At 54.7% G+C, this 24,290-nt stretch carries 17 protein-coding genes, 2 rRNA genes and 1 riboswitch; of the genes, 8 read left to right on the forward strand and 11 right to left on the reverse strand.

Features of this window, described 5'->3' with window-relative positions; genetic code table 11:
- Window positions 1-277: 277 nt before the first annotated feature.
- Window positions 278-1,387, reverse strand: coding sequence for an aspartate-semialdehyde dehydrogenase (gene asd, locus F3J37_RS14120; protein ID WP_097118913.1), 1,110 nt, complete (start codon window positions 1,385-1,387; stop codon window positions 278-280).
- Between the two features lie 321 nt (window positions 1,388-1,708).
- On the opposite strand from asd, the gene F3J37_RS14125 reads away from it, so the two are divergent.
- Together F3J37_RS14125 and F3J37_RS14130 are read left to right on the forward strand one after the other, a co-directional pair.
- The gene (locus tag F3J37_RS14125) at window positions 1,709-2,302 is read left to right on the forward strand and encodes a YhgN family NAAT transporter (RefSeq protein WP_166933960.1); all 594 of its coding nucleotides are present in this window, start codon (window positions 1,709-1,711) and stop codon (window positions 2,300-2,302) included.
- A gap of 15 nt (window positions 2,303-2,317) precedes the next feature.
- Window positions 2,318-2,641 carry a DUF805 domain-containing protein gene (locus F3J37_RS14130; protein WP_166933962.1) on the forward strand — a complete coding sequence of 108 codons (324 nt, stop codon included), beginning with the start codon at window positions 2,318-2,320 and terminating at the stop codon, window positions 2,639-2,641.
- A gap of 39 nt (window positions 2,642-2,680) precedes the next feature.
- On the opposite strand, the gene panS is transcribed toward F3J37_RS14130, so the two are convergent.
- The 3 genes from panS to lysC form a co-directional block, all read right to left on the reverse strand.
- Entirely contained in the window at window positions 2,681-3,604 is a 924-nt protein-coding gene (gene panS / locus F3J37_RS14135; protein WP_034827093.1) for a ketopantoate/pantoate/pantothenate transporter PanS, read from the reverse strand.
- A gap of 181 nt (window positions 3,605-3,785) precedes the next feature.
- Window positions 3,786-4,478 carry an aquaporin Z gene (gene aqpZ / locus F3J37_RS14140; RefSeq protein WP_166933964.1) on the reverse strand — a complete coding sequence of 231 codons (693 nt, stop codon included), beginning with the start codon at window positions 4,476-4,478 and terminating at the stop codon, window positions 3,786-3,788.
- A gap of 265 nt (window positions 4,479-4,743) precedes the next feature.
- Entirely contained in the window at window positions 4,744-6,099 is a 1,356-nt protein-coding gene (gene lysC, locus F3J37_RS14145) for a lysine-sensitive aspartokinase 3 (protein WP_034827106.1), read from the reverse strand.
- Between the two features lie 109 nt (window positions 6,100-6,208).
- Window positions 6,209-6,403, reverse strand: a riboswitch (Lysine riboswitch).
- Between the two features lie 394 nt (window positions 6,404-6,797).
- On the opposite strand from lysC, the gene pgi reads away from it, so the two are divergent.
- The 5 genes from pgi to F3J37_RS14175 all read left to right on the forward strand — a co-directional run bounded on the left by pgi (window position 6,798) and on the right by F3J37_RS14175 (window position 12,765).
- Window positions 6,798-8,444, forward strand: coding sequence for a glucose-6-phosphate isomerase (gene pgi / locus F3J37_RS14155; RefSeq protein ID WP_160834053.1), 1,647 nt, complete (start codon window positions 6,798-6,800; stop codon window positions 8,442-8,444).
- A 523-nt stretch (window positions 8,445-8,967) separates the two neighbouring features.
- On the forward strand, window positions 8,968-9,216 hold the full coding sequence (yjbE, locus tag F3J37_RS14160) for an exopolysaccharide production protein YjbE (RefSeq protein WP_034827112.1): 249 nt from the start codon (window positions 8,968-8,970) through the stop codon (window positions 9,214-9,216).
- Window positions 9,217-9,293: 77 nt separating this feature from the next.
- Window positions 9,294-9,941, forward strand: a complete 648-nt coding sequence (locus tag F3J37_RS14165; RefSeq protein WP_166933966.1) for a YjbF family lipoprotein — start codon at window positions 9,294-9,296, stop codon at window positions 9,939-9,941.
- Window positions 9,938-10,675, forward strand: coding sequence for a capsule biosynthesis GfcC family protein (locus F3J37_RS14170; RefSeq protein WP_166933968.1), 738 nt, complete (start codon window positions 9,938-9,940; stop codon window positions 10,673-10,675). The genes F3J37_RS14165 and F3J37_RS14170 overlap by 4 nt, the downstream gene beginning before the upstream one ends.
- Complete coding sequence (locus F3J37_RS14175; protein ID WP_058960031.1) at window positions 10,675-12,765, forward strand: YjbH domain-containing protein; 2,091 nt, start codon at window positions 10,675-10,677, stop codon at window positions 12,763-12,765. Before F3J37_RS14170 ends, F3J37_RS14175 begins: the two co-directional genes overlap by 1 nt.
- 119 nt (window positions 12,766-12,884) lie before the next feature.
- Here F3J37_RS14175 and metH read toward each other — a convergent pair whose 3' ends face one another.
- On the reverse strand, window positions 12,885-16,568 hold the full coding sequence (metH, locus tag F3J37_RS14180) for a methionine synthase (protein WP_166933970.1): 3,684 nt from the start codon (window positions 16,566-16,568) through the stop codon (window positions 12,885-12,887).
- A gap of 198 nt (window positions 16,569-16,766) precedes the next feature.
- On the opposite strand from metH, the gene iclR reads away from it, so the two are divergent.
- Window positions 16,767-17,597 (forward strand): glyoxylate bypass operon transcriptional repressor IclR, encoded by an 831-nt coding sequence (gene iclR, locus F3J37_RS14185; RefSeq protein ID WP_166933972.1) that lies wholly within the window; start codon window positions 16,767-16,769, stop codon window positions 17,595-17,597.
- On the opposite strand, the gene aceK is transcribed toward iclR, so the two are convergent.
- The 6 genes from aceK to F3J37_RS14215 form a co-directional block, all read right to left on the reverse strand.
- Window positions 17,594-19,327 carry a bifunctional isocitrate dehydrogenase kinase/phosphatase gene (aceK, locus tag F3J37_RS14190; RefSeq protein ID WP_166933974.1) on the reverse strand — a complete coding sequence of 578 codons (1,734 nt, stop codon included), beginning with the start codon at window positions 19,325-19,327 and terminating at the stop codon, window positions 17,594-17,596. The genes iclR and aceK overlap by 4 nt on opposite strands.
- Before the next feature lie 133 nt (window positions 19,328-19,460).
- On the reverse strand, window positions 19,461-20,762 hold the full coding sequence (gene aceA / locus F3J37_RS14195) for an isocitrate lyase (protein WP_058960030.1): 1,302 nt from the start codon (window positions 20,760-20,762) through the stop codon (window positions 19,461-19,463).
- 16 nt (window positions 20,763-20,778) lie between these two features.
- A complete protein-coding gene (gene aceB / locus F3J37_RS14200; protein WP_166933976.1) occupies window positions 20,779-22,377 on the reverse strand; it encodes a malate synthase A in 1,599 nt (532 codons plus the stop codon).
- Between the two features lie 271 nt (window positions 22,378-22,648).
- On the reverse strand, window positions 22,649-23,578 hold the full coding sequence (metA, locus tag F3J37_RS14205; RefSeq protein WP_034827128.1) for a homoserine O-acetyltransferase MetA: 930 nt from the start codon (window positions 23,576-23,578) through the stop codon (window positions 22,649-22,651).
- Window positions 23,579-23,961: 383 nt separating this feature from the next.
- Window positions 23,962-24,077 (reverse strand): 5S ribosomal RNA (gene rrf / locus F3J37_RS14210).
- A 106-nt stretch (window positions 24,078-24,183) separates the two neighbouring features.
- A 23S ribosomal RNA gene (locus F3J37_RS14215) occupies window positions 24,184-24,290 on the reverse strand; the annotation flags it as partial.

Raw genomic sequence — 24,290 nt, forward strand, 5'->3', positions numbered from 1 at the left:
CGTACACCAGCAAGAGAGGACACCGTCCATGGGAGAAGATCTTTGCCGTGTACAACAACCATTCAGTTCGGAAAGCAAAAACAGTTAACAACCGGCACATCACTGTTAAATCATAGCTTGGGGCTGGCAGAAGCCAGGGGGGAAAGCAAAAAAATCTTGTCGGGCAAGCAAAAAGGGGAAGCGGATCACTTGTCAGGCGCAATTTGGGTTAAGTTTTGCAACCTGGTTGGCATAAAAAAGGCCGGGAAATCCCGGCCTGTCTGGTTTGTCGCTGCGCTTAGTCGATCAGCAAACGCAACATGCGGCGCAGCGGTTCAGCCGCGCCCCACAGCAGCTGATCGCCCACGGTAAAGGCGGAAAGGTATTCCGGCCCCATGTTCAGTTTGCGCAGACGACCAACCGGCGTGGTCAACGTGCCGGTGACGGCCGCTGGCGTCAGTTCACGCATGGTGATTTCGCGGTCATTTGGCACCACTTTCACCCATTCGTTATGAGAAGCCAGCAGCTGCTCGATTTCATTCAGCGGGATATCTTTTTTCAGCTTCAGGGTGAATGCCTGGCTATGGCAGCGCAGTGCACCGACGCGCACACACAGACCATCCACTGGGATCACGCTGCTGGTGCGCAGAATCTTGTTGGTTTCTGCCTGGCCTTTCCACTCTTCGCGGCTCTGGCCATTATCCAGCTGCTTATCGATCCATGGAATCAGGCTGCCCGCCAGCGGTACGCCGAAGTTGTCGGTCGGCAAAGTGCCTGAACGGGTGAAATCGGTGACGCTGCGTTCGATATCCAGAATCGCCGAAGCCGGATCCTGCAGGGATTTCGCCACGTGGTCGTGCAACATGCCCATCTGGGTCAGCAGTTCACGCATATGGCGCGCACCGCCGCCCGACGCCGCCTGATAAGTAGCGACAGAGGCCCACTCCACCAGATCGTTAGCGAACAGGCCGCCGAGTGACATCAGCATCAGGCTGACGGTGCAGTTACCGCCGACGAAAGTTTTGATACCGTTGTCGAGGCCCTGACGAATCACATTGTGGTTAACCGGATCGAGAATGATGATGGCGTCATCTTTCATGCGCAGCGTCGACGCCGCATCAATCCAGTAACCCTGCCAGCCGCTTTCACGCAGCTTAGGGTAAACTTCACTGGTGTAGTCACCGCCCTGGCAGGTGATAATAATATCCAGCGCCTTCAGCGCCTCGATATCAAAAGCATCCTGCAGCGCACCGGTCGACTTGCCGCCGAATGTCGGTGCTGCCTGACCAAGCTGAGACGTGGAGAAGAAGACCGGATTGATCACATCAAAATCGCGTTCTTCACTCATGCGTGACATCAGCACAGAGCCGACCATGCCACGCCAACCAATAAAGCCTACATTCTTCATTTTCTGTCCGTCCGGGGCGTTTTCACTGTGCCCTTCGTGGTGCGAGGAAAAGACCAAGCGGAATATCCAGTTGATCTGCGTAATAATCAGGTTTACCTGCGACCTCCAACTCTACAAAATGCAGGCTTTCTGGCAAGTGAATTAATTCGATTGCGCCAACTTTTTCAGCAGTACAACTAATATTCCCCTCAATGAATCGAGGTACGGGCAGGCGGAAATTCGGAGTATCTCGATCGGCTACGCGAGTCAGCGCTCCGGAAGCCCATCGCCGCCAACGCACCTCAGTTGAAGAATGAAGGGAACAAGGGATGGCTTTTACCTATGACTGAAATGATATCTGCGACCATATTGCTGCTGTTGATTATGGATCCGCTAGGCAACCTGCCGATTTTTATGTCGGTGCTCAAGCATCTCGAACCCAAGCGCCGGCGTGCGGTGCTGATACGTGAAATGCTGATCGCACTGATCATCATGCTGCTGTTCCTGTTTACCGGCGAACGTATTCTGGCGTTCCTGAATTTGCGCACCGAAACCGTCTCGATCTCCGGCGGCATCATCCTGTTCCTCATCGCCATCCGCATGATTTTTCCCTCTGGCGAAACCAGTACCAGCGGATTACCTGCAGGTGAAGAACCGTTTCTGGTGCCGCTGGCGATTCCGCTGGTCGCAGGTCCGTCACTGTTAGCCACGCTGATGCTGCTGTCACATCAATATCCTAATCAGATGCCACATTTGGTTGGCGCATTGCTGATTGCCTGGGGCGTTACCGTGGTCATTCTGCTGATGTCAGGACTGTTTTTACGCCTGTTGGGTGACAAAGGCGTTAACGCGCTGGAACGGTTAATGGGCTTGATTTTGATTATGCTGGCAACGCAGATGTTCCTGGATGGGATTCGCGCTTATCTGAAACTGTAGCCATAGGAAGGGAAGATGCTGATAACCCGATTTTTTACGATTATCAAAGATGGCTTTCTCAAGACATTTAACTTTTGTGGGCTGGAAAGACGTGCAGGCTACGTGGTGTTCCTCGTGTTTCAGGTGGTTTGGTTTTGCCTCTACCTGCAGCTGTTTGCCATGAAGAGTGGCGAAATTGCTTTCGTGCCGCTGCTGCTGTTTATTCTGCCGTTGCTGTCTTGTGGCAGCCGAAGGATTAATGATGCGGGTTATTCGCGAGGTGTTTTTATTCTCTTGCTCATCGCGCCCTATCTGCTGTTCCCTTTCCTCGCATTCCCTGCTTCGGTAGCGCGTAAGTAAATAGACAGCGGGCGGCACTTTGGCCGCCCGCTCGCAGGATTACTTCTGCTTCTTCTCAATCGGTTTGCCCGACCAGTAACCGGCCAGCAGCGAACCTGACAGGTTGTGCCACACCGAGAACAGCGCACCCGGCAAAGCGGCCAGTGGCGAGAAGTAGAGTTTGCCCAGCGTTGCCGCCAGACCGGAGTTCTGCATACCCACTTCCAGTGCCAGCGTGCGGCAGGTGGATTCGTCAAAGCCAAACAGCTTGCCGCCCCAGTAACCGCCCAGCAGGCCGATGGCGTTATGCAGGATCACCGCCGCAATCACCACCAGGCCGACAGAACCGATAAAGCCCTGAGAACCCGCTACCACTGCGCTGATAATCAGCAGAATGCAGACCATGGAAAATGCCGGCAGATAGGGCTCGACACGGCGCACCACGCTGTTCATTGAGTGGTGGATGATCAGACCCAGACCAATCGGGATAACCACGATTTTAATAATGCTGAGCAGCATGCCGATCACATCGACCTGAATGTGAGTATCGACATAGAAGCGCGTCAGTAGCGGCGTGGCGAAAACACCCACCAGCGCAGACACTGAAGAGATGGTCACGGACAGGGCCACATCGCCCTTCGCCAGATAGATCATCACGTTGGACGCAGTACCGCTGGCCACGCTGCCCACCAGGATCATCCCGGCTGAAAGGTCCGGCGGCATGTGGAATAGCTTAGCCAGGCCCCAGGCGGCGAGTGGCATCACCAGATAGTGCAAAAAGGTGCCGGCGATAACCGGTGCCGGACGTGTCAGCACACGTTTGAAATCATCAATATTCAGCGTCACACCCATGCCGAACATGATCAGCATTAGCAGGTAAGTGACCCACGGCCCAATGCCGAGGAATGTCGAGGGCGAGTAATACGCCGCGACCGAGAGCAGCACGGCCCAGAGCGGGAACAGGCGGGTTAACTTGGCGAGCATGGAGAGACTTCCTTAGATATTTTTTAATTTATTTCATATGCCACAGATGAAGTGCCGCGCGGGGAACGACCACAGCGACGGACGCGGGATCATAACATTTCATTATCGTGACGTAAGGCGGGAAGTCGCTGGCAGGATAAAATGCGGATCGTCTGCGGTCGATCCGCGCTTTGTAGAGAAATTACTCTGCTTTTTCCAGTAAAACACGGTAGATCACACCACCGATTGCCGCACCAATAATCGGCATCAGCCAGAACATCCAGAGTTGCTGCAATGCCCAACCGCCCTGGAAGATCGCCACGCCGGTGCTGCGTGCTGGATTGACGGAGGTATTGGTCACCGGAATGCTCACCAGGTGGATCAGCGTTAGCGCCAGCCCAATGGCAATCGGTGCGAAACCGGCCGGTGCGCGTTTATCGGTCGCGCCCATGATCACCACCAGGAAGATTGCCGTCATCACCGTTTCACAGATCATCCCGGCATGCAGGCTAAATCCGCCCGGTGAATGCTCACCATAGCCATTCGAAGCGAACCCGCTGGCAGCGGCATCAAAGCCGGGTTTACCGCTGGCAATCAGATACAACACGCCGCCTGCGGCTGCGGCGCCGATTAACTGCACGATGATGTAAGGGATCACCTGAGCGGCCGGGAAACGCCCTCCCACCGTCAACCCTATGGTGACGGCCGGATTAAAATGGCCACCGGAAATGTGCCCTACAGCGAAGGCCATCACCAGCACCGTTAAACCAAATGCCAGCGCCACGCCCGCAAAACCAATCCCCACTTGTGGGAAGGTGGCAGCTAATACCGCGCTGCCACACCCGCCTAACACCAGAACAAACGTGCCTACCCCTTCAGCAACCAATCTTTGCATAGCCATTCCCTCAAAAATTGAATGTTTTCTCATTGGGACAATCGATAAGAGCGATTAAAACGTAACCGCTGATTAGCAGCGTAGTGGGATATGAAGACAATTCCAGTAGAGAAAACGAAGTAAATAGCTATGAATCATGGGGTTATCAAGAAATCACTGGTGCGGAAAGCGGGCTGCCGTTTGGCTTAATTTATTGTTTAACGAAATTTATAAAATAAAAAAGCCGGACCAGGTCCGGCTTGATGGATTGCGCTAAAAATTTGCCTTAAGAACCAAAAAGATTCTTATGCAGCGCGCGCACCACTTCTTCTGCGTCTGGCGTTGGTACCAGGAAGCACAGGTTATAGCTGCTGGCTCCGTAACAGATCATGCGCAGGTTAAACGGCTCAAGGGCACCAAACACCTCTTTGCCAACGCCGCAGGCTTTCGACAGGTTGTTGCCGATAATCGCCACCAGCGCCAGGTTCTCTTCCACTTCCACGCGGCACAGTGAAGAGAGTTCGGTCAGCAGTGCTTGCGTCAACAAGCTTTCACCGGTGGTCGAAGAACCGGTGGTATCCAGCGTCAGCGCCACGCTCACTTCTGACGTGGTGACCAGATCGACGGAGATGTTATGGCGAGCCAGAATCGCGAACACTTCAGCCAGGAAGCCGTGCGCGTGCAGCATGTTCAGGCTGTGCAGCGTCATCAGGGTTTGCTTACGACGCAGTGCCAGCGCACGGAACAGCGGTGGATTCTGGGTTTCATTGCACACGCGCGTGCCACCGGCAGCCGGATCTTTGCTCGAACCCACGAACACCGGAATGTCACTGCGCACAGCTGGCAGCAAGGTCGCCGGATGCAGCACTTTCGCGCCGAAGATTGCCATTTCAGCCGCTTCTTCGAAGGTAATTTCTTCGATGCGTTTCGCGGTGGGCACCACGCGTGGATCGGTGGTGTAGATACCGGCCACGTCGGTCCAGATATCCACACGCGATGCCTGCAGAGCTTCTCCCAACAGTGCTGCGGTATAGTCGCTGCCGCCACGTCCCAGCGTGGTGGTGCGCCCTTTGCCTTCGCTACCAATAAAGCCCTGAGTAACGACCAGTGCTTCTGCAACACGTGGAGCCAGTTGCGCGGTGGACAGCTCTTTCAGCGTGGCAACATCAGGCTCAGCACGACCAAAACGGTCGCTGGTGCGCATCACTTTACGCACATCAAACCATTCGGCATTGACCTGACGCTCACGCAGCACTTCCACGAACAGCAGGGTCGACATCAGCTCACCGTGGCTTACCAACTCATCGGTCAGCGCATGTGAGGTCGCCAGCGCAGTCGCTTCCGCCAGCATCAGGATGTTTTCCAGCATGCGATCAATCTCCTGGCGAATCACTTCAGGGGATTGCAGGCGATCAATGATGGCGTATTGAATGTTGCGAATTTCGTCCAGCAGGTGTGCGCGCTGCTCCAGTTCCCGGCCTTCAGCCAGAGAAACCAGCAGATTAGTCACGCCAGCAGACGCAGAGAGCACCACTAAACGGGTATTGGCATCAGAGAGCACAACATCCGCACTGCGGTTCATGGCATCAAAATCGGCAACGCTGGTGCCGCCAAATTTTGCCACGATCAGGTTTTGAGACATGTTACGAACCTCGTGTCAGATTAGCTTTCTCCCGTGGTTAAACGGAAGAGGTGATTTCAGCCTTGGCACAAGAGAAGAGCAGAATTGGACAGACAAGATCAGGAGATGAGTCACCAAAAGCACTTCACCTTGCGAAACGTCCGACTGCGGACGCTTCTGGTGACAACCCAGAGGATTCAGCCCCTGCAGCCGACAGGACAACACTCCGCGTGTTGTTCCATCTCGGCGTCGCACCCCATGATGTGTTGTCGTTGGATACGGATCCTCAAACACACTGCCTGGGCGACGCGCCTCTTCTGGCTTGCACCCAAAGGTGCAAGTCGCGGGCACAAAATACTGATTAATTTTGCTGCTGTCCAGCCTTGCAACACGTTGAAAATTCTTTTTTAGAATTACGCCAGCGCATCGCAGAACAAACGCTGGCAGCCACACCCGCCTAAAGTAGTCAACGGCGCGCAAAAACGCGGCTTTTTGCTGATGCGGCACAGGGAATTTTTTTGCCAGAACATCGACAATCACCGCCGGATTAACCTGAAACCTTGCGGCCACGGTCACAAATTTTTTCCCTTCGTTTGCAACTGTGGTCATACTGAAACCCGTTCGCGGTAGCGTATCAGCCACAAGAAATGCTTAGCACGCTGGGCCAGCAGGACGCGCCCGGCTGGAATGACGGTTCTTATTTCAACAAGAGTGTTGCCATGAAAAATATCAATCCGAAACAAACCGCAGCCTGGAAAGCGCTGCAGCAGCATTTTGACCAGATGAAATCGGTGCAGATCGCCGACCTGTTTAAAGATGATGCCGACCGTTTTGCGAAATTCTCTGCCACCTTCGATGACCAGATGCTGGTGGATTTCTCAAAAAACCGCATCACCCAGGAAACCCTCGATAAGTTACAGGCGCTGGCAAAAGAGACCGATCTGGCGGGCGCCATCAAATCCATGTTCTCTGGCGAGAAGATTAACCGCACCGAAGAGCGTGCCGTGCTGCACGTTGCTTTGCGTAATCGCAGCAACACGCCAATCATCGTGGATGGCAAAGATGTGATGCCAGAAGTGAATGCGGTGCTGGCGAAGATGAAAGGCTTCTCTGAGCGCATCATCAGCGGCGAGTGGAAAGGTTATACCGGCAAAGCGATCACCGACGTGGTGAACATCGGTATCGGCGGTTCGGATCTCGGTCCATTCATGGTGACTGAGGCGCTGCGCCCGTATAAAAATCACCTGAACATGCACTTTGTTTCTAACGTTGATGGCACACACATTGCCGAAACGCTGAAAGATCTCAGCCCGGAAACCACCCTGTTCCTCGTGGCGTCTAAAACCTTCACCACGCAGGAGACCATGACCAACGCCCACAGCGCGCGCGACTGGTTCCTGAAAACCGCGGGCGACCAGCAGCATGTCGCCAAACACTTTGCTGCGCTGTCGACCAACGGTAAAGCGGTGGGCGAGTTCGGTATCGATACCGACAATATGTTTGAGTTCTGGGACTGGGTCGGCGGTCGCTATTCACTGTGGTCAGCGATTGGTTTGTCGATCATCCTGTCAGTGGGCTTCGAGAATTTCGAACAGCTGCTGAGCGGCGCACATGCGATGGACAACCACTTCGCCAACACGCCAGCCGAGCAAAACCTGCCGGTGCTGCTGGCACTGATCGGTATCTGGTACAACAACTTCTTTGGTGCCGAAACCGAAGCCATCCTGCCTTACGACCAGTACATGCACCGTTTCGCAGCGTACTTCCAGCAGGGCAACATGGAGTCCAACGGTAAATACGTGGATCGCGAAGGCAACCCGGTGGATTACCAGACCGGCCCAATTATCTGGGGCGAGCCAGGCACCAACGGCCAGCATGCGTTTTATCAGCTGATTCATCAGGGCACTAAACTGATCCCTTGCGACTTTATCGCCCCGGCGCAGACCCACAACGCACTGACCGATCACCATCCGAAACTGCTGTCGAACTTCTTCGCGCAGACCGAAGCGCTGGCGTTTGGTAAATCTCGTGAGGTGGTCGAGAAAGAGTTTACCGATGCCGGTAAATCCGTTGAGTCTGTTGCTCACATCGTGCCGTTCAAGGTGTTCGAAGGTAACCGCCCAACCAACTCCATCCTGCTACGTGAAATCACCCCGTTCAGCCTGGGTGCACTGATTGCGCTGTACGAACACAAGATCTTTACCCAGGGCGCGATTCTCAACATCTTCACCTTTGACCAATGGGGTGTTGAATTGGGTAAACAGCTGGCAAACCGTATTCTGCCAGAGCTGGAAAATGAATCGCAGATCAGCAGCCACGACAGTTCCACTAATGGCTTAATTAACCGCTATAAATCCTGGCGTTAATTTTCCTGCCGATACGAATAAGGCGGCTTAATTGCCGCCTTATTTCTATCAAACATGCGATAAACCTCGCAATTTTGTTATTTAGCGTTCCCGTTACGGTTAGATAATTCTTAAAATGCGCTAAGGAAAATCGGAGTTTGTTTAAAATGAATAGCATGGCACTCATCAAAAAATGGATCTAATTCGCCCACCCAAAATAAGCATCTATTTGATTAATCTATCATTAAAATTAAAGCACACTCAGGAAAATCTGATTAATCCTATTCCGTACCATTTTTTAATGCAAAAGTGAAAAATGCTGCCGTGTCAGCCACAACCACTCAAATATCCCGTCACCTGAAAAATCTTCATTTAAAAAAAGCAGCTATCGCCAATTCGCCGTATTTATCACCAGAATAAGCCCTGTTTTTCACCCTCTTTTACTGGCGATGAACTCTGGTAATTTGTTGCCCTATACTGAACGCGCCCGAAATTAGGGTACATCCTTCATTCATTTGTTTCTAAAAATGCAGGAAACGTTGTTATGAAAAAACTGATGGTTGCCGGTGCAGCCTTACTTTACGTTGCCGTTTCTTCCGCTGCGATTGCCGCACCGGAAGAAGCTGGTGCTGCAGCGGGCGCGCAGGCGGGAGCAATCTCGACCGGTGCCACGACCGCTGTGGGTATCGGCGCACTGGGCGCGTTAGTCGGTCTCGGCATCGCTGCTGCTGGCGGTGGTGACGGCGCAAATACCGGCACAACAACGACCACCACAACGAGCACCACGCGTTGATGTAGCACCTTTAAACATAACCACACAGCCGTGTGGTTATTTTTTGCCTGGTTTTATTTTTGACAGGGATATACACAGTGCACCGACTCTCCTTGCTACTTTTCTGCCTGCTGCTGCAGGCCTGCACACAAACACAAAAAGGCCTGGAACAAACCGTGATGCTGGCCGTGAAAGGTCCGGATGATGTCACCGTCACCGATGAGCAGGTTGCCAGTCTCCCTTACGCCAGCCTGTATGCGCGGATTAATGAAGGGCCACGCATTTTTGTGGTGCTCGGTTATGACGAAAACGGCCAACAGAAATGGATCACCCAGGATAAGGCGATGCTGGTGATGCAGCATGGCAGGCTCGTCAAAACACTGGGGCTGGCCAGCAACCTTGATGAGGTCAGCAATCTGGCGCAAGACCCGCTCGCCGATCCACTGCATCTGCAAAACAACGCCAGCTGGACCCGCGTGGTGCAGTGGCGCGAGAAAGATCGCGTGCGCGCCGCGACCGCCGTATCTCGATTTCAGCGCGGCGATGACGCAGTGCTGAATGTGGCAGGCGAACACGTGCCATGTCGCGTATGGATCGAGACAGTCCGCATGGAGAGCCTGGGCGCAGAATGGCAAAACACCTTCTGGATCGATAACCGTGATGGCAGCGTTTTGCAGGCAAATCAAATGCTCGCCGCAGATGCCTTCCCAGTTGAAACCACTATTCTGAAGCCGGCGAAATCATGAAAATACTCTCCCCTCTGTTAACGGCCATCGCGCTGCTGACGGCCGGTTATGCACTGGCAGATAGTCAGGTAACGGTGCATAACCTGCACAACCAAAACAGCCTGCAGATCGATCATGCGCAGAATCTGGCGCAGCTGGTCACCAACCCGGCACTGCACACCTGGTGGCCCGGTACGGTGATCGCTGAACGTGGCGCAACGGCGGTCGCACAGCAACATCAGCAACAGTTGCTAGCTGATTTACGCACCTGGCAGGCCGAAAGCGGCGATGCGTTGGCAGCGACCATTGGCGCAGTAATCCACCAGCTCAGCGCGATACAAGTTACCGGACGCCAGTTCACTTCACTCGATCCTGACTGGGTACGCCTGCGTCCAGAAGCCAATCGCACGCTACAGGGCAGCTACGACCTCTACACGCTGCCTCAGCCTGACCAGGTGCTGATTCTCGGCGCGCTGGAACATCCCGGCAAAGCAAGCTGGCAACCCGGTCGCACCGTGCGTGATTACCTTGATACCCACGATCGCCTGTCAGGAGCCGAGCGCAGTTTCGCCACGGTGATCTCGCCTTCGGGCCAGATGCAGCAGGTGCCGGTCGCCTACTGGAATCAACGTCACGTGGAAGTGGCACCCGGCAGCATCATCTGGCTGGGCTTTACCTCGTGGAGCCTGCCGTGGGGAAAAGCTGATTTGAATGCGCGCATGCTTTCTGTTCTGACACACCGGATTCCAGACTGATGAAAAAACAATTACTTCTCAGCCTGTTGGCTGCTTCTGTCTCTGCGGCATGCCAGGTGCACGCGGAAACCTGGCCGGAACCCATCGGGCCATCACAATCGGATTTCGGCGGCGTGGGTTTGATGCAGACCCCCACGGCACGCATGGCGAAAGAGGGCGAATTCAGCCTGAACTTCCGCGATAACGATCAATATCGCTACTACTCTGCTTCGCTGCAGCTGTTCCCATGGCTGGAAACCACCGTGCGTTACACTGACGTGCGTACGCGCCGCTATAGCGCAGTTGAAGGCTTCAGTGGCGACCAAAGTTATAAAGACAAAGCCTTCGATGTGAAGCTGCGTCTGTGGCAGGAGAGCTACTGGCTGCCTGAAGTGGCAGTCGGATCGCGTGATTTGGGCGGTACCGGCCTGTTTGACAGTGAATATCTGGTGGCAACCAAAGCCTGGGGACCGTTTGATTTCACCATGGGCATCGGCTGGGGCTACCTCGGTAACAGCGGCAGTATCAAAAACCCGTTCTGCTCCTACAGCGATAGCTTCTGTAGCCGTACCGGCGGTGGCTCGGCGGGTTCTATCAATGGTTCCCAGATGTTCCACGGCCCGGCAGCACTGTTTGGCGGCGTGGAGTATCAAACCCCCTGGCAGCCGCTACGTCTGAAGCTGGAATATGAAGGCAATGACTATCAGGATGACTTTGCCGGACGTCTGGAACAGCGCAGCAAGGTCAACGTGGGAGCGATTTATCGCCTGACCGATTGGGCCGATATCAACGCCAGCTATGAGCGTGGCAACACCTTTATGTTTGGCGTGACCGTGCGCACTAACTTCAACGATTTGCGCCAGTCGCACATTGATAGTGCCAAACCGGCTTATAACCCGCAGCCGCAGGGTGATCTGTTGCAACCGACGGTGGTAGCCAACCAGCTGACCGATCTGAAGTACAACGCCGGATTAAGCGGTCCGCGCATCCAGACCAAAGGCAGTACGCTGTATGTCTCTGGCGAACAGACGAAATACCGCGATACGCGTGAGGGCGTCGATCGTGCCAATCGCATCATCATGAACAACCTGCCGGCCGGCATTGATACCATAGATGTCACCGAGTCGCGTCTCAATATGCCGCAGGTGACCACCCGCACTGATGTCGCCAGTCTGCACAATGCGCTGAGCGGTTACCCGCTGGGTCATGAGCAGCCGCTGCAGCAGACGCGTGAGAATCCGGTCGATCCTGGCGAGACTGAACAAGGCTTCTTTATCCGCAAAGATCGCCTTCACTACAATCTGGCACCGGTGCTCAATCAGTCGGTTGGTGGGCCGGAAAGCTTCTACATGTACCAACTGGGCGTGATGGGCAGCGTTGATTACGCACTGACCGATCACCTGCTGGTTAGCGGCAGCCTGTTTGGTAACCTCGCCAATAACTACGACAAATTTAACTACAACGGCGCACCGGCTGACTCCACCCTGCCGCGCGTGCGTACCCATATTCGCGACTACGTCGAGAACAATGTCTACGTTAACGACCTGCAAGCCAACTACATGGGTTACCTCGGCAATGGCTTCTACGGCCAGGTGTACGGCGGTTATCTCGAAACCATGTACGGCGGTGTCGGCGGAGAAGTGTTGTATCGCCCAATCGACAGCAACTGGGCCTTTGGTGTTGATGCCAACTACGTGAAACAGCGTGACTGGGACAACATGATGCAGTTCACCGACTACAAAGCGCCAACCGGACACTTCACCGCGTACTGGCGTCCGTGGTTTATGCAGGATGTGTTGGTGAAAGCCAGCGTCGGTGAATATCTGGCGAAAGATAAAGGCGTGACGGTCGATGTGTCGAAGCGCTTCGACAGCGGCGTGATGGTTGGCTTCTACGCCACCAAAACCAACGTGTCCGCCGAAGCCTATGGCGAAGGCGACTTCACCAAAGGCTTCTATATTTCGATTCCAATGGACCTGTTTACCGTGACGCCAACGCGTGGCCGTGCACAGGTGAACTGGGTGCCGTTAACGCGTGATGGCGGACAGATGCTGGGTCGTAAATATCAACTGTATGACATGACGTCAGATCGTGATGCGCGGTTTAATTAACGACAAGTGTGGAAGGTTGAAACGGCGTTGACCTCCAGGCGCATACCTGGAGGTTTCGGGGCCTTGCCTGGTTGGGCCCCGACTGAATGCTCTGCGTATCCTTTTACGCCATCAGCCCATCAATCCGCGTCATAACCCAGATTCGGTGCCAGCCAGCGCTCAACCTCGCTGACACTCATCCCTTTACGCGCCGCGTAATCTTCCACCTGATCGCGCTGAATCTGCGCCACAGCGAAGTATTTGCTGTCCGGATGGCTGAAATACCAGCCGGATACTGCCGCGCCCGGCCACATAGCAAAGGACTCCGTGAGCTTCATGCCAGTGTGCGTCTCCACATCCAGCAACTGCCAGATTTGCGCTTTCTCCGTGTGTTCCGGACAGGCCGGATAGCCCGGAGCAGGACGAATGCCCTGATAATTTTCGCGAATCAACTCTTCGTTACTCAGGTTCTCATGAGCGGCAAAGCCCCAAATCACCTTACGTACCCGCTCATGCAGATATTCGGCAAAAGCTTCTGCCAGACGATCTGCCAGCGCCTTGACCATGATCTTGTTGTAATCATCATGTTGCTGCTCATACGCTTCGGCCAGCGCATCCTCTTCCAGTCCACCGGTGACAGCAAACGCGCCGAGATAATCGGCTTTACCGCTGGATTTCGGTGCGACAAAGTCAGCTAAGCAGTAGTTGGCGAAGTCGGTTTTCTCGGTCTGCTGACGTAAGTGATGGCTCACACCTATCACCTGATCGCGGTTTTCATCACGGTAGACTTCAATATCGTCTCCGACGCGGTTTGCCGGGAAAATCCCAACTACGCCACGCGGATTGAGGGTGCCGGTTTCACTGAGCCTGTCCAACATGGCGTTGGCATCGGCAAACAGGCGTTTAGCCTCTTCACCCACCACTTCATCTTCGAGAATGCGCGGGTATTTCCCCGCCAGCGACCAGGTCATAAAGAACGGCGTCCAGTCGATGTAGTTACGGAGGGTGTCGATACTGGCTTCAACCGCGCTGACCCCAAGGCGATGCGCGACCGGCGGCGTATAGCTTTCCCAGTCGATGGCGTAATCGTTGTCGCGTGCGGTTTGCAGGCTGACCGGCGGCGTGCGTGGCTTCTTACGTGCGTGCTGAATGCGCACCGTGTCGTACTCTTTGCGCGTTCGGGCCACAAACTCCTCTTTGAGGCTTTCTGAGAGCAGTGAAGAGACAACACCCACGGTGCGTGAGGCGTTTTGCACATACACCGTTGGACCACTGTAGTTCTGCTCGATCTTCACTGCCGTATGCGCTTTCGACGTGGTCGCACCGCCAATCAGTAACGGGATGGTGAAGCCCTGGCGCTCCATCTCTTTCGCCACGTTGACCATCTCATCCAGCGAAGGCGTAATCAGCCCGGAAAGCCCAATGATATCGGCATTTTCAGCAATGGCGGTTTTCAGGATTTTGTCACTTGGCACCATCACGCCAAGATCGATAATTTCGTAGTTATTACACTGCAGCACCACGCCGACAATGTTTTTACCGATGTCATGCACATCGCCCTTCACCGTCGCCAGCACGATTTTACCGTTGCTGCGCCCGACTTCTTTGCTGGCTTCAATATAAGGTTCGAGATAAGCCACCGCCTGCTTCATCACGCGCGCCGATTTCACTACCTGCGGCAGGAACATTTTACCCTCGCCGAACAAATCGCCGACCACGTTCATGCCGGACATCAGCGGCCCTTCAATCACTTCAATGGGCCTTGCGGCAGCCTGACGCGCCTCCTCGGTGTCCAGCTCAATAAATTCAGTGATGCCTTTTACCAGCGAGTATTCCAGACGCTTGACCACGTCCCAACTGCGCCATTCGGCCTGCTGCTTCTCCTGCTCACCGTCGCTCTTGCTACCGCGATATTTCTCCGCCAGCTCCAGCAAACGCTCAGTGCCATCGTCACGACGGTTCAGCACCACATCTTCCACCGCATCGCGCAGTTCTGCGGGCAAGTCGTCATAGATCGCCAGCTGACCGGCGTTGACGATGCCCATATCCATCCCATTGCGAATCGCGTAATAGAGGAACACCGCGTGAATCGCCTCGCGCACTGGATCGTTACCACGGAACGAGAACGACACGTTAGACACGCCGCCGGAGATCATCGCATGCGGCAGCTCGCGCTTGATGTCTTCACAGGCGCCGATAAAGTCCATCGCATAGTTGTTATGCTCTTCAATACCGGTGGCGACTGCGAAGATGTTTGGGTCGAAAATGATGTCTTCTGGCGGGAAACCGACCTCTTCCGTCAGGATCTTGTAGGCTCGGCGACAGATTTCGATTTTACGTGCGCGGGTATCCGCCTGGCCGACTTCATCAAACGCCATCACCACCATGGCGGCACCGTAGCGTCGCACTTTACGCGCGTGTTCGATAAATGGCTCAACACCCTCTTTCATCGAAATTGAGTTAACAATGCCTTTGCCCTGAATGCACTGCAGCCCTTTCTCGATCACCTCCCACTTGGAGGAGTCGATCATGATCGGTACGCGCGCGATATCGGGTTCACCGGCAATCAGGTTGAGGAAGCGCACCATCGCAGCTTCCGCATCCAGCATGCCTTCGTCCATGTTGATATCGATAATTTGCGCGCCGCTTTCCACCTGCTGACGGGCCACATCCAACGCTTCGTTGTACTTCTCTTCTTTAATCAGACGCTTAAATTTGGCCGAACCCGTGACGTTGGTGCGTTCACCGACGTTCACAAACAGCGAATCAGCGTGAATATTCAGGGGTTCCAGACCGGACAGACGGCAGGCAACAGGGATTTCAGGCAGCTGGCGGGGGGCAACGCCCTCAACCGCCGCCGCCATCGCCGCGATATGTTCCGGCGTGGTACCGCAGCAGCCGCCGATGATATTCAGGAAACCGGCTCGCGCCCATTCGCCGATCTGTTCAGCCATGGTTGCCGCATCTAAATCGTATTCACCAAACGCATTCGGCAAACCGGCGTTAGGGTGAGCAGTGACATAGCCTTCCGCAATGCGGGATAGCTCCTGCACGTACTGGCGCAGCTCGTCTGGACCGAGCGCACAGTTCAGGCCAAACGACAGCGGCTCGGCGTGACGCAGTGAGTTGTAGAAACCTTCTGTGGTCTGGCCGGAGAGTGTGCGACCCGAGGCATCGGTAATGGTACCGGAGATCATCACCGGCAGCTTCACGCCCATCGCTTCCATCTCGACCTGCACGGCGTAAATCGCCGCCTTGGCATTCAGGGTATCGAACACCGTCTCTATCATGATCAGGTCGGAGCCACCCTCAATCAGCGCATGCGTTGATTCGCGGTAGGCTTCCACCAGCTGATTGAAGGTGACGTTTCGGAAGGCAGGATCATTCACATCCGGCGAGATGGAGCAGGTGCGATTGGTGGGGCCGAGCACGCCCGCAACATAGCGCGGTCGGTCAGGTGTTTTTACCGTCCATGCATCCGCACTGGCGCGCGCCAGTTTTGCCGCTTCAAAGTTAATCTCCGCTGACAAAGCTTCCATCGCGTAATCAGCCATCGCAATGGTGGTGGAGTTGAAGGTGTTGGTTTCCAGAATATCTGCGCCAGCGGCGAGATAGGCATCGTGGATTTCACGGATCACTTCAGGTTTGGTCAGCACTAACAGGTCGTTATTGCCTTTCAAATCGGAGGGCCAGTCGGCAAAACGGCTGCCACGAAAATCGGCTTCGCTGAGTTTATAACTCTGGATCATGGTGCCCATACCACCGTCCAAAATCATAATGCGTTGTGCCAGTTGCTGATGCAGCATTTCGGTTTTATTGCTCACTCTCGCCCCGTCCACGTCATTGCGTTGGCTAATATGCCAGCCAAACATACTGTCATAACTTTCCGGTGAGCAAAAGTCACGACAGATGAGACATTTTCAGCCTGAAAGCATTACAGATCCGACCAGTAAAGCAGCGTTTGCATTCATACGCCCAAAAACGAAAATGGTTTCCAGCATTGATGCGATTGTGGAGACGTTATGGCAACCCCAGTACCGGCGAAACGTGGAAAAAAACCGCGTGCCGCAACAGCCACCAGCGCCCCGACAGGTGGGCAAGTTCAATCCCTGACGCGCGGTTTGCGTTTACTCGAACTGATCGCCGAATCTCACGGCAGCGTCGCGCTGACCGAGCTGGCTCAACAGGCCGGCTTACCGAACTCCACCACGCATCGCTTGCTGACCACCATGCAGCAGCAGGGATTTGTGCATCAGGTTGGTGATCTGGGCTTCTGGACCATCGGCTCACATGCCTTTGTGGTCGGCAGCAGTTTTCTTCAGAGCCGCAATCTGCTGGCGATTGTGCATCCCATCCTGCGTAAACTGATGGAAGATGCCGGAGAGACCGTGAATCTGGCGGTGCTGGATCTCAGCGACTATCAGGCAGTGATTATCGACCAGGTGCAGTGTACGCAGCTGATGCGTATGTCGGCACCGATTGGCGGTAAGCTACCGATGCACGCGTCTGGCGCAGGCAAAGCATTTCTCGCCCATCTCAGCGATGAGCAGGTGACCGCGCTGTTGCATCAGAAAGGATTGCACCACTACACGCCGAAAACTTTGATGTCTCCGCACAGCCTGAAAGAGAATCTGGCGCTGATCCGTAAGATGGGCTTTTCGCACGATGATGAAGAGCACGCGCTGGGCCTGCGCTGCGTGGCGGCACCCATCTATGATGAGCACAGCGAGCCTTTTGCCGCCATCTCGATTTCCGGCCCGATAGCACGCATGACCGACGACCGTGTGACCGAACTGGGCGCGCTGGTGATCCGTGCCGCCAGGCAGGTGACGCAGACCTATTCTGGCCGCTAAGCGGCCACTGATGCATAGCGCGCGCTGAAACGCTGTCCGGCGCGCCAGGCGATCACTTCTTCGATGTGCCCTTCCCGGATGCGCGTTTGCAGCGCGCGCCACCAGCACGGATCAAACAGCTGCGGGTGCAGCGCGAGCAATAACTTACCGGTGCCCGGCTCGCTGCACAGCGCATAGCGGAAAGTTTCCGGGAACACATCATCCGGCCCCACGCTGTACCACGGCTCGGCTTGCAGCTCATCCTCTTCGTAACGTGCTGGCGGCACATCGCGGAACTGCAGTTCGGTCATAGGCCGAATTTCATCGTAGTCGTAAAACACCACGCGACCGTGACGCGTCATGCCGAAGTTTTTAAATAGCATGTCGCCGGGGAAAATGTTCGCTGCCGCCAGTTGGCGAATCGCATCGCCATATTCGCCAATCGCGTGCTGACGCTGTTCTGGTGTGGCCTGCGCCAGCCACAAATTGAGTGGCTCCATACGGCGCTCCAGCCACAGATGTCGAATGATCAGCACGTCGTCACGCAGTTCCATCTTCTCCGGAATATCGCGTTGAAATTCCTCCATCAGCGCTGCCGGAATACGTGCGCGCGGTATCGCGAAATATTCAAACTCTTGCGTATCGGCCATGCGTCCTACGCGGTCGTGCTCTTTGACCATGCGATAGCAATCCCGCACCTGCGCATCGGTGACCTCTTTCTGCGGCGCGAAGCGATCTTTAATCACCTTAAATACGCGATCAAATCCAGGCAGTGTAAACACCAGCATCACCATGCCGCGGATGCCGGGCGCGATAGTGAACTCTTCATCACTGTGTGCCAGATAATGCAGGTATTCACGGTAACATTCGGTTTTACCGTGTTTCTGGCAGCCGATGGCCATGTAGCGCTCGGCGAGAGTTTTTCCCGGCAGAATCGGTTGCAGCCAGGCAACCAACGCCGCAGGCACGGGTGCATATACCATAAAGTAGGCGCGGGCGAAGCCAAACACGATGCTGGCGTCGTCGCTGTCGGTTAAGCAGGTGTCGATCCACAAGCGTCCCGCCTCATCACGCTGGATGGGCAGCAAGCAAGGCACCATGCCATCACTCAACTGTAATCGCGCCACGATCCAGGCGGTTTTATTGCGGTAGAACAGTTCACCGGCGACATCCAGCGTGGCGGTGGCCAGTTGAGCGGGGCTGAACTGTTCATGCAAGTGGCGGACGATCCAGCCGATATCGCGGGTGATATCCTGCCAGGGCAAGCGCAAAGGAATATCGTTCAGAACCTGCCTTAATACTTCATGCCAGCTGCCTTGTGGACGGTACAGCCGCGACAATGGACGTTGTGCCATCGGCGCGGCGACATAGGGCTGCGACGGGAAGATAAACAGCCGATTTGGATCGAGATGGCTGTGCCCCTGCAAGCGACAATAGACGGAATTAAAGAAGCTTTCGGCAATTTCATGGCGCGGATAACCGGGTAGCAGCGTCTCATAGTGGCTTTTTACCCGCAGCCAGAACGCTTCATCCCAGTTTGACACATCATTGAGGATGCGCAGTTGGTTGGTCACCAATCCAACATGGTGATCGTAAAGATGGATACGCGCTTTCATTGCCTGCTGCACGGCATGCCAGTCGGCCTGCTCGAAGCGCTGCTGGGCGCCTGCGGTGATATCCAGAAAGCGGCCATACTGCGCGTCGAAACCTTGCAGAATGGTGTGGGCAATCAGAGATTCTCTTGGTGTCATCGGCAACGCTCCGGCAAAGGGAGCCCATCCATGGGCCAGGCGTGATGAAAGTCCGCGATGCGGTTTTAGTCGCCATCAATGGCGACCCTACGAATGGGTCGTGCCATTTTCGTAGGGTACGCATGCAGACTGATCAGAACTGCGCGGCTTCCGTCGAACCGGTCAGCGCAGTGACTGAGGACTGGCCGCCCTGAATCACGTTGGTGATGCGATCAAAATAGCCGGTGCCCACTTCCTGCTGATGAGAGGAGAAGGTGTAGCCTTTTTCGCGCGCGGCAAATTCCGGCTGCTGCACTTTCTCAACGTAATGGCGCATCCCTTCACCCTGCGCATACGCGTGTGCCAGATCGAACATGTTGAACCACATGCTATGAATGCCGGCCAGCGTAATGAACTGGAAGCGATAGCCCATGTCGCTTAATGCCTGCTGGAAACGGGCGATGGTGCGATCGTCGAGATTCTTCTTCCAGTTGAATGACGGCGAGCAGTTGTAGGCCAGCAACTTGCCCGGATACTGCGCGTGAATCGCGTCGGCAAAACGTTGCGCCAGTTCGAGATCCGGCGTCGAGGTTTCGCACCACAATACATCTGCGTACGGCGCATACGACAAGCCACGGCTGATCGCCTGCTCAATACCGGCGCGAGTACGGAAGAACCCTTCAGCGGTACGTTGCCCGGTGATAAACGGCGCATCGCGCTCGTCACAGTCGGAGGTAATCAAGTCAGCGGCATCCGCATCGGTGCGTGCCAGCAATATCGTCGGCACGCCCATGACATCAGCTGCCAGCCGCGCAGCCACCAGTTTCTGAATCGCTTCCTGAGTGGGCACTAACACTTTGCCACCCATATGGCCACACTTCTTCACCGAGGCCAGCTGATCTTCAAAGTGCACCGCACCGGCACCTGCCTGAATCATCGATTTCATCAGCTCGAAGGCATTGAGCACGCCACCAAATCCCGCTTCTGCATCCGCCACAATCGGCAGGAAGTAGTCAATAAAGCCTTCATCTTCTGGCGACAGACCATTCGCCCACTGAATCTGGTCGGCGCGCTGGAAGCTCTGATTGATACGCTCGACCACATTCGGCACCGAGTTCGCCGGATAGAGCGACTGATCGGGATACATCTGCCCGGCCATATTCGCATCCGCAGCAACCTGCCAGCCGGAGAGATAGATCGCCTCTATTCCGGCTTTGGCTTGCTGTATTGCCTGCCCGCCGGTTAAGGCGCCGAGGCTGTTGATATACCCTTTGGTGGACTCACCGTTGAGCAGCGACCACAGTTTATTCGCCCCGCGCTCTGCCAGCGTGCAGGCCGGATTCACTGAGCCACGCAGGTTGATAACATCTTCCGCGCTGTAGGGGCGGGTAATGCCCTGCCAGCGCGCGTCGTTCCAGCTCGATTCCAGTTGTTTGATCTGTTGGTGACGATTCATAGCGTTATCTCCAGGTTCATGGCAGCAGGCGGTAGCCCGGCAGAGTAAGGAAAGAAACCAGTTCGTTATCCGTGGTGATTTGCGCCATCAGCGCGGCGGCATCGGCAAAGCGTCCGCTACGGAAGCGCTCCTCGCCCAACGTTTGTTGCAGGGCCAGCATCTCTTCATCGAGTAGCCGCTCAAACAGTTCGGCGGTCACCAGTTGGCCATCGCTGAGGATCTGCTTGTGATGAATCCACTGCCAGATGGAGGTGCGGGCAATTTCTGCCGTGGCGGCATCCTCCATCAACCCATCAATCGGCACGCAGCCGTTACCCCCAATCCACGCCTCAAGGTACTGCAACGCCACGCGAATGTTGGCGCGCATACCCGCTTCAGTGCGCAGACCCCGACATGGCCGCAGCAGACGTTCGGCGGTGATGGGTGCATCCTGATCGCGGCTGACCTGCAGCTGATTAGGCTGATTGCCGAGCTGACGGTCGAATTCAGCCATGGCGATATCGGCCAGCCCCGGATGCGCGACCCAGGTGCCGTCATGGCCGTTACCGGCTTCACGCGCTTTGTCTTCTTGTACTTTCTGCATCACCCACGCATTACGCTCGGCATCTTTGCTCGGAATCAGCGCGGACATGCCGCCCATCGCCAGTGCGCCGCGGCGGTGGCAGGTTTTGATCAGCAACCGTGAATAGGCATCGAGGAAGGGCTGATCCATACTGATTTGCTGGCGGTCCGGCAGAATGCGATCGCCGTGCTGTGCCAGGGTTTTGATGTAGCTGAAGATGTAATCCCAGCGACCACAATTCAGGCCGACCACGTGATCGCGCAGCTCCCACAAGATCTCATCCATCTGGAATACCGCTGGCAGCGTTTCGATCAATACCGTGGCTTTGATGGTGCCGCGCGGCAGATCAAAGCGATCCTCGCTAAAGCGGAAGATCTCACGCCACCACGCCACTTCAGATGCATGCTCGGTTTTTGGCAGATAAAACCAGGGGCCATGCCCCTTCTCAAGCAGCGCATCAACGTTGTGGAACAGGTAAAGCGCAAAATCAAACAGCCCGCCGGGAATGGCCCGATCGCGCCACTCAACGTGTTTTTCATTCAGATGCAGCCCACGTACACGACACATCAGCAGAGCAGGATCGGATTTCAGCTGGTAGATCTTGCCCGCTTCACTGGTGAAGTTCAGCGTGCCGTTGACCGCATCCCGCAGTGTCAGCTGGCCATCCATCAATTTCTGCCAGGTGGGTGCCAGCGAATCCTCGAAATCGGCCATGAAGACGTTGACGTTCGCATTCAGCGCGTTGATCACCATTTTGCGATCCGGCGGGCCGGTGATCTCGACGCGACGATCGCGCAGCAATTGGGGAATCGGGCGAACCTGCCAGTCACGTTCACGAATGGAAGTGGTTTCCGAATCAAAGTCAGGTAAGGCACCCTGATCGTAACGCTGCTGGCGCTGCTGACGTGCTTTTAACAGGCGCTCACGTTCCGGTGCAAAACGCGCGACCAGTGTGTGCAGGAAGTCGATGGCTTGCGGGGTGAGCAGCTGCTTTTCCGCGTAGGTAAAGGGCTGAGTGAAGGTCAGCGTATTGTGGATAACCGAATCTGTCATGCGGGCTGCTCCTGTTATGATCCGTCCCCATTTACGGGGATCCGGGTGTAGAGTGATTTTTAACCGGCAAGATCAGAGCATAATGATTTTTATATTTTTTTCAAAAACTATTTCCATTTTTATTTTTAAATCGCCTTATTGTACTGATAAATATGTAATTTAAACTCTCAAATTAAAGGCAATGGATTCCACAAGTTTGCGCAAGGCAAAAAAAATGCCGCGACAGCACGAGGCTGTCACGGCACATTTAACGAGAAAAGCGAGCTTTGCTTTAGTCGAGTGTGGGGTTCATATGACGCAGATCGAACGGTGTAATCTGGTAAACGTAATAGTTTAGCCAGTTTGAGAACAACAGATTACCGTGGCTGCGCCAGGTGGCACGCGGTGGCAGTTCAGGATTGTCTTGTGGGAAGTAGTTAAATGGTACTTCCGGATGCAGCCCGGCATCATAATCACGATGGTATTCACCGGATAACGTCAGCGCATCGTATTCAGGATGGCCAGTTACAAACGCCAGGCGCTTGTCTTTGCTCGCCATCAGGTAAGCCCCGGTGGCGTCAGATTCGGCAAACAACTCGAGATCGGTATAGTCGCGAATTAACTGGCTCGGGAAATCAGCATAACGCGAATGCGGCGCGAGGAAATTGTCGTCAAATCCACGGGTTAACAAAGCATGCGGATGCAGGATTTGATGTTCATACACGCCTGAAAGTTTGTTCTGACGCGTTTGCTTTGGAATGCCGTACAGAATGTTCAGCGCGGCTTGTACCGCCCAACAGACAAACAGCGTGGATGTGACGTGTTCTTTAGCCCAGTGCAGCACACGCTGAATCTGCGGCCAGTATGCCACGTCATTGAAATCCACCAATCCCAGCGGGGCACCCGTAACGATCAGACCATCGAAATTATCGTGCTCAATATCTTCGAAGTTGCAGTAGAAGTTATTGAGATGCTCGCTCGGCGTATTGCGTGACTCACGGCTGTCGATGCGCAGTAGCTGTATGTCGATCTGCAGTGGCGAGTTGGAGAGTAAGCGTAAGAACTGATTTTCCGTTTCGATCTTTTTTGGCATCAGGTTGAGGATCAGTACTTTTAGCGGGCGAATCTCCTGAACACTGGCGCGCGATGAGGCCATGACAAACACGTTCTCATTACGCAAAAAATTCACTGCCGGTAATTCGTCGGGGATTCTGATTGGCATAGCTAACTGACCTCTTACTGATAACCGTATAAACGTTTAGACATCCAGATGCCCGAGGTTAGCCTGGCATCCGCTGAATGTCGAGTCTTCATGCGGATTATGAAAATGTTTCAGTTTAAAGCGGGATTTGGAGGTCTGATCCGTCTATTTATGCTACATCTTTGCGCGACCAACGCGGTGTTTTATGCGTTTTTTGCATATAGATGAGGCGTAATGACAGTGTTTGAGAGGAAAAATGGGGGACTTTACGGAGCACTTCAAGCTTTTTTCGCAGCGCATTTAGCGGTATTTTGGCGATCTTCGTGGCTGTTAGCATTGATTTCGCCGATTTGCAGACGTAAAAAAACCCTGAACTTTCGTTCAGGGTTCTTCACTTGTTTGATGCCTGGCAGTTCCCTACTCTCGCATGGGGAGGCCCCACACTACCATCGGCGCTACGGCGTTTCACTTCTGAGTTCGGCATGGGGTCAGGTGGGACCACCGCGCTAAAGCCGCCAGGCAAATTCTGTTATTCACGCCGTGACATCCGTCACCACGCGAACCAATCCGTTCGAACAAAGCTGAAAATCTACTTCTGCGTCTCTCAAAAACGCCTCTGGCGTTGTAAGGTTAAGCCTCACGGGTCATTAGTACCGGTTAGCTCAATGCATCGCTGCACTTACACATCCGGCCTATCAACGTCGTCGTCTTCAACGTCCCTTCAGGACTCTCA

It is taken from the genome of Candidatus Pantoea communis, from assembly GCF_011752685.1.
Classification (GTDB): Bacteria; Pseudomonadota; Gammaproteobacteria; order Enterobacterales; family Enterobacteriaceae; genus Pantoea; species Pantoea communis.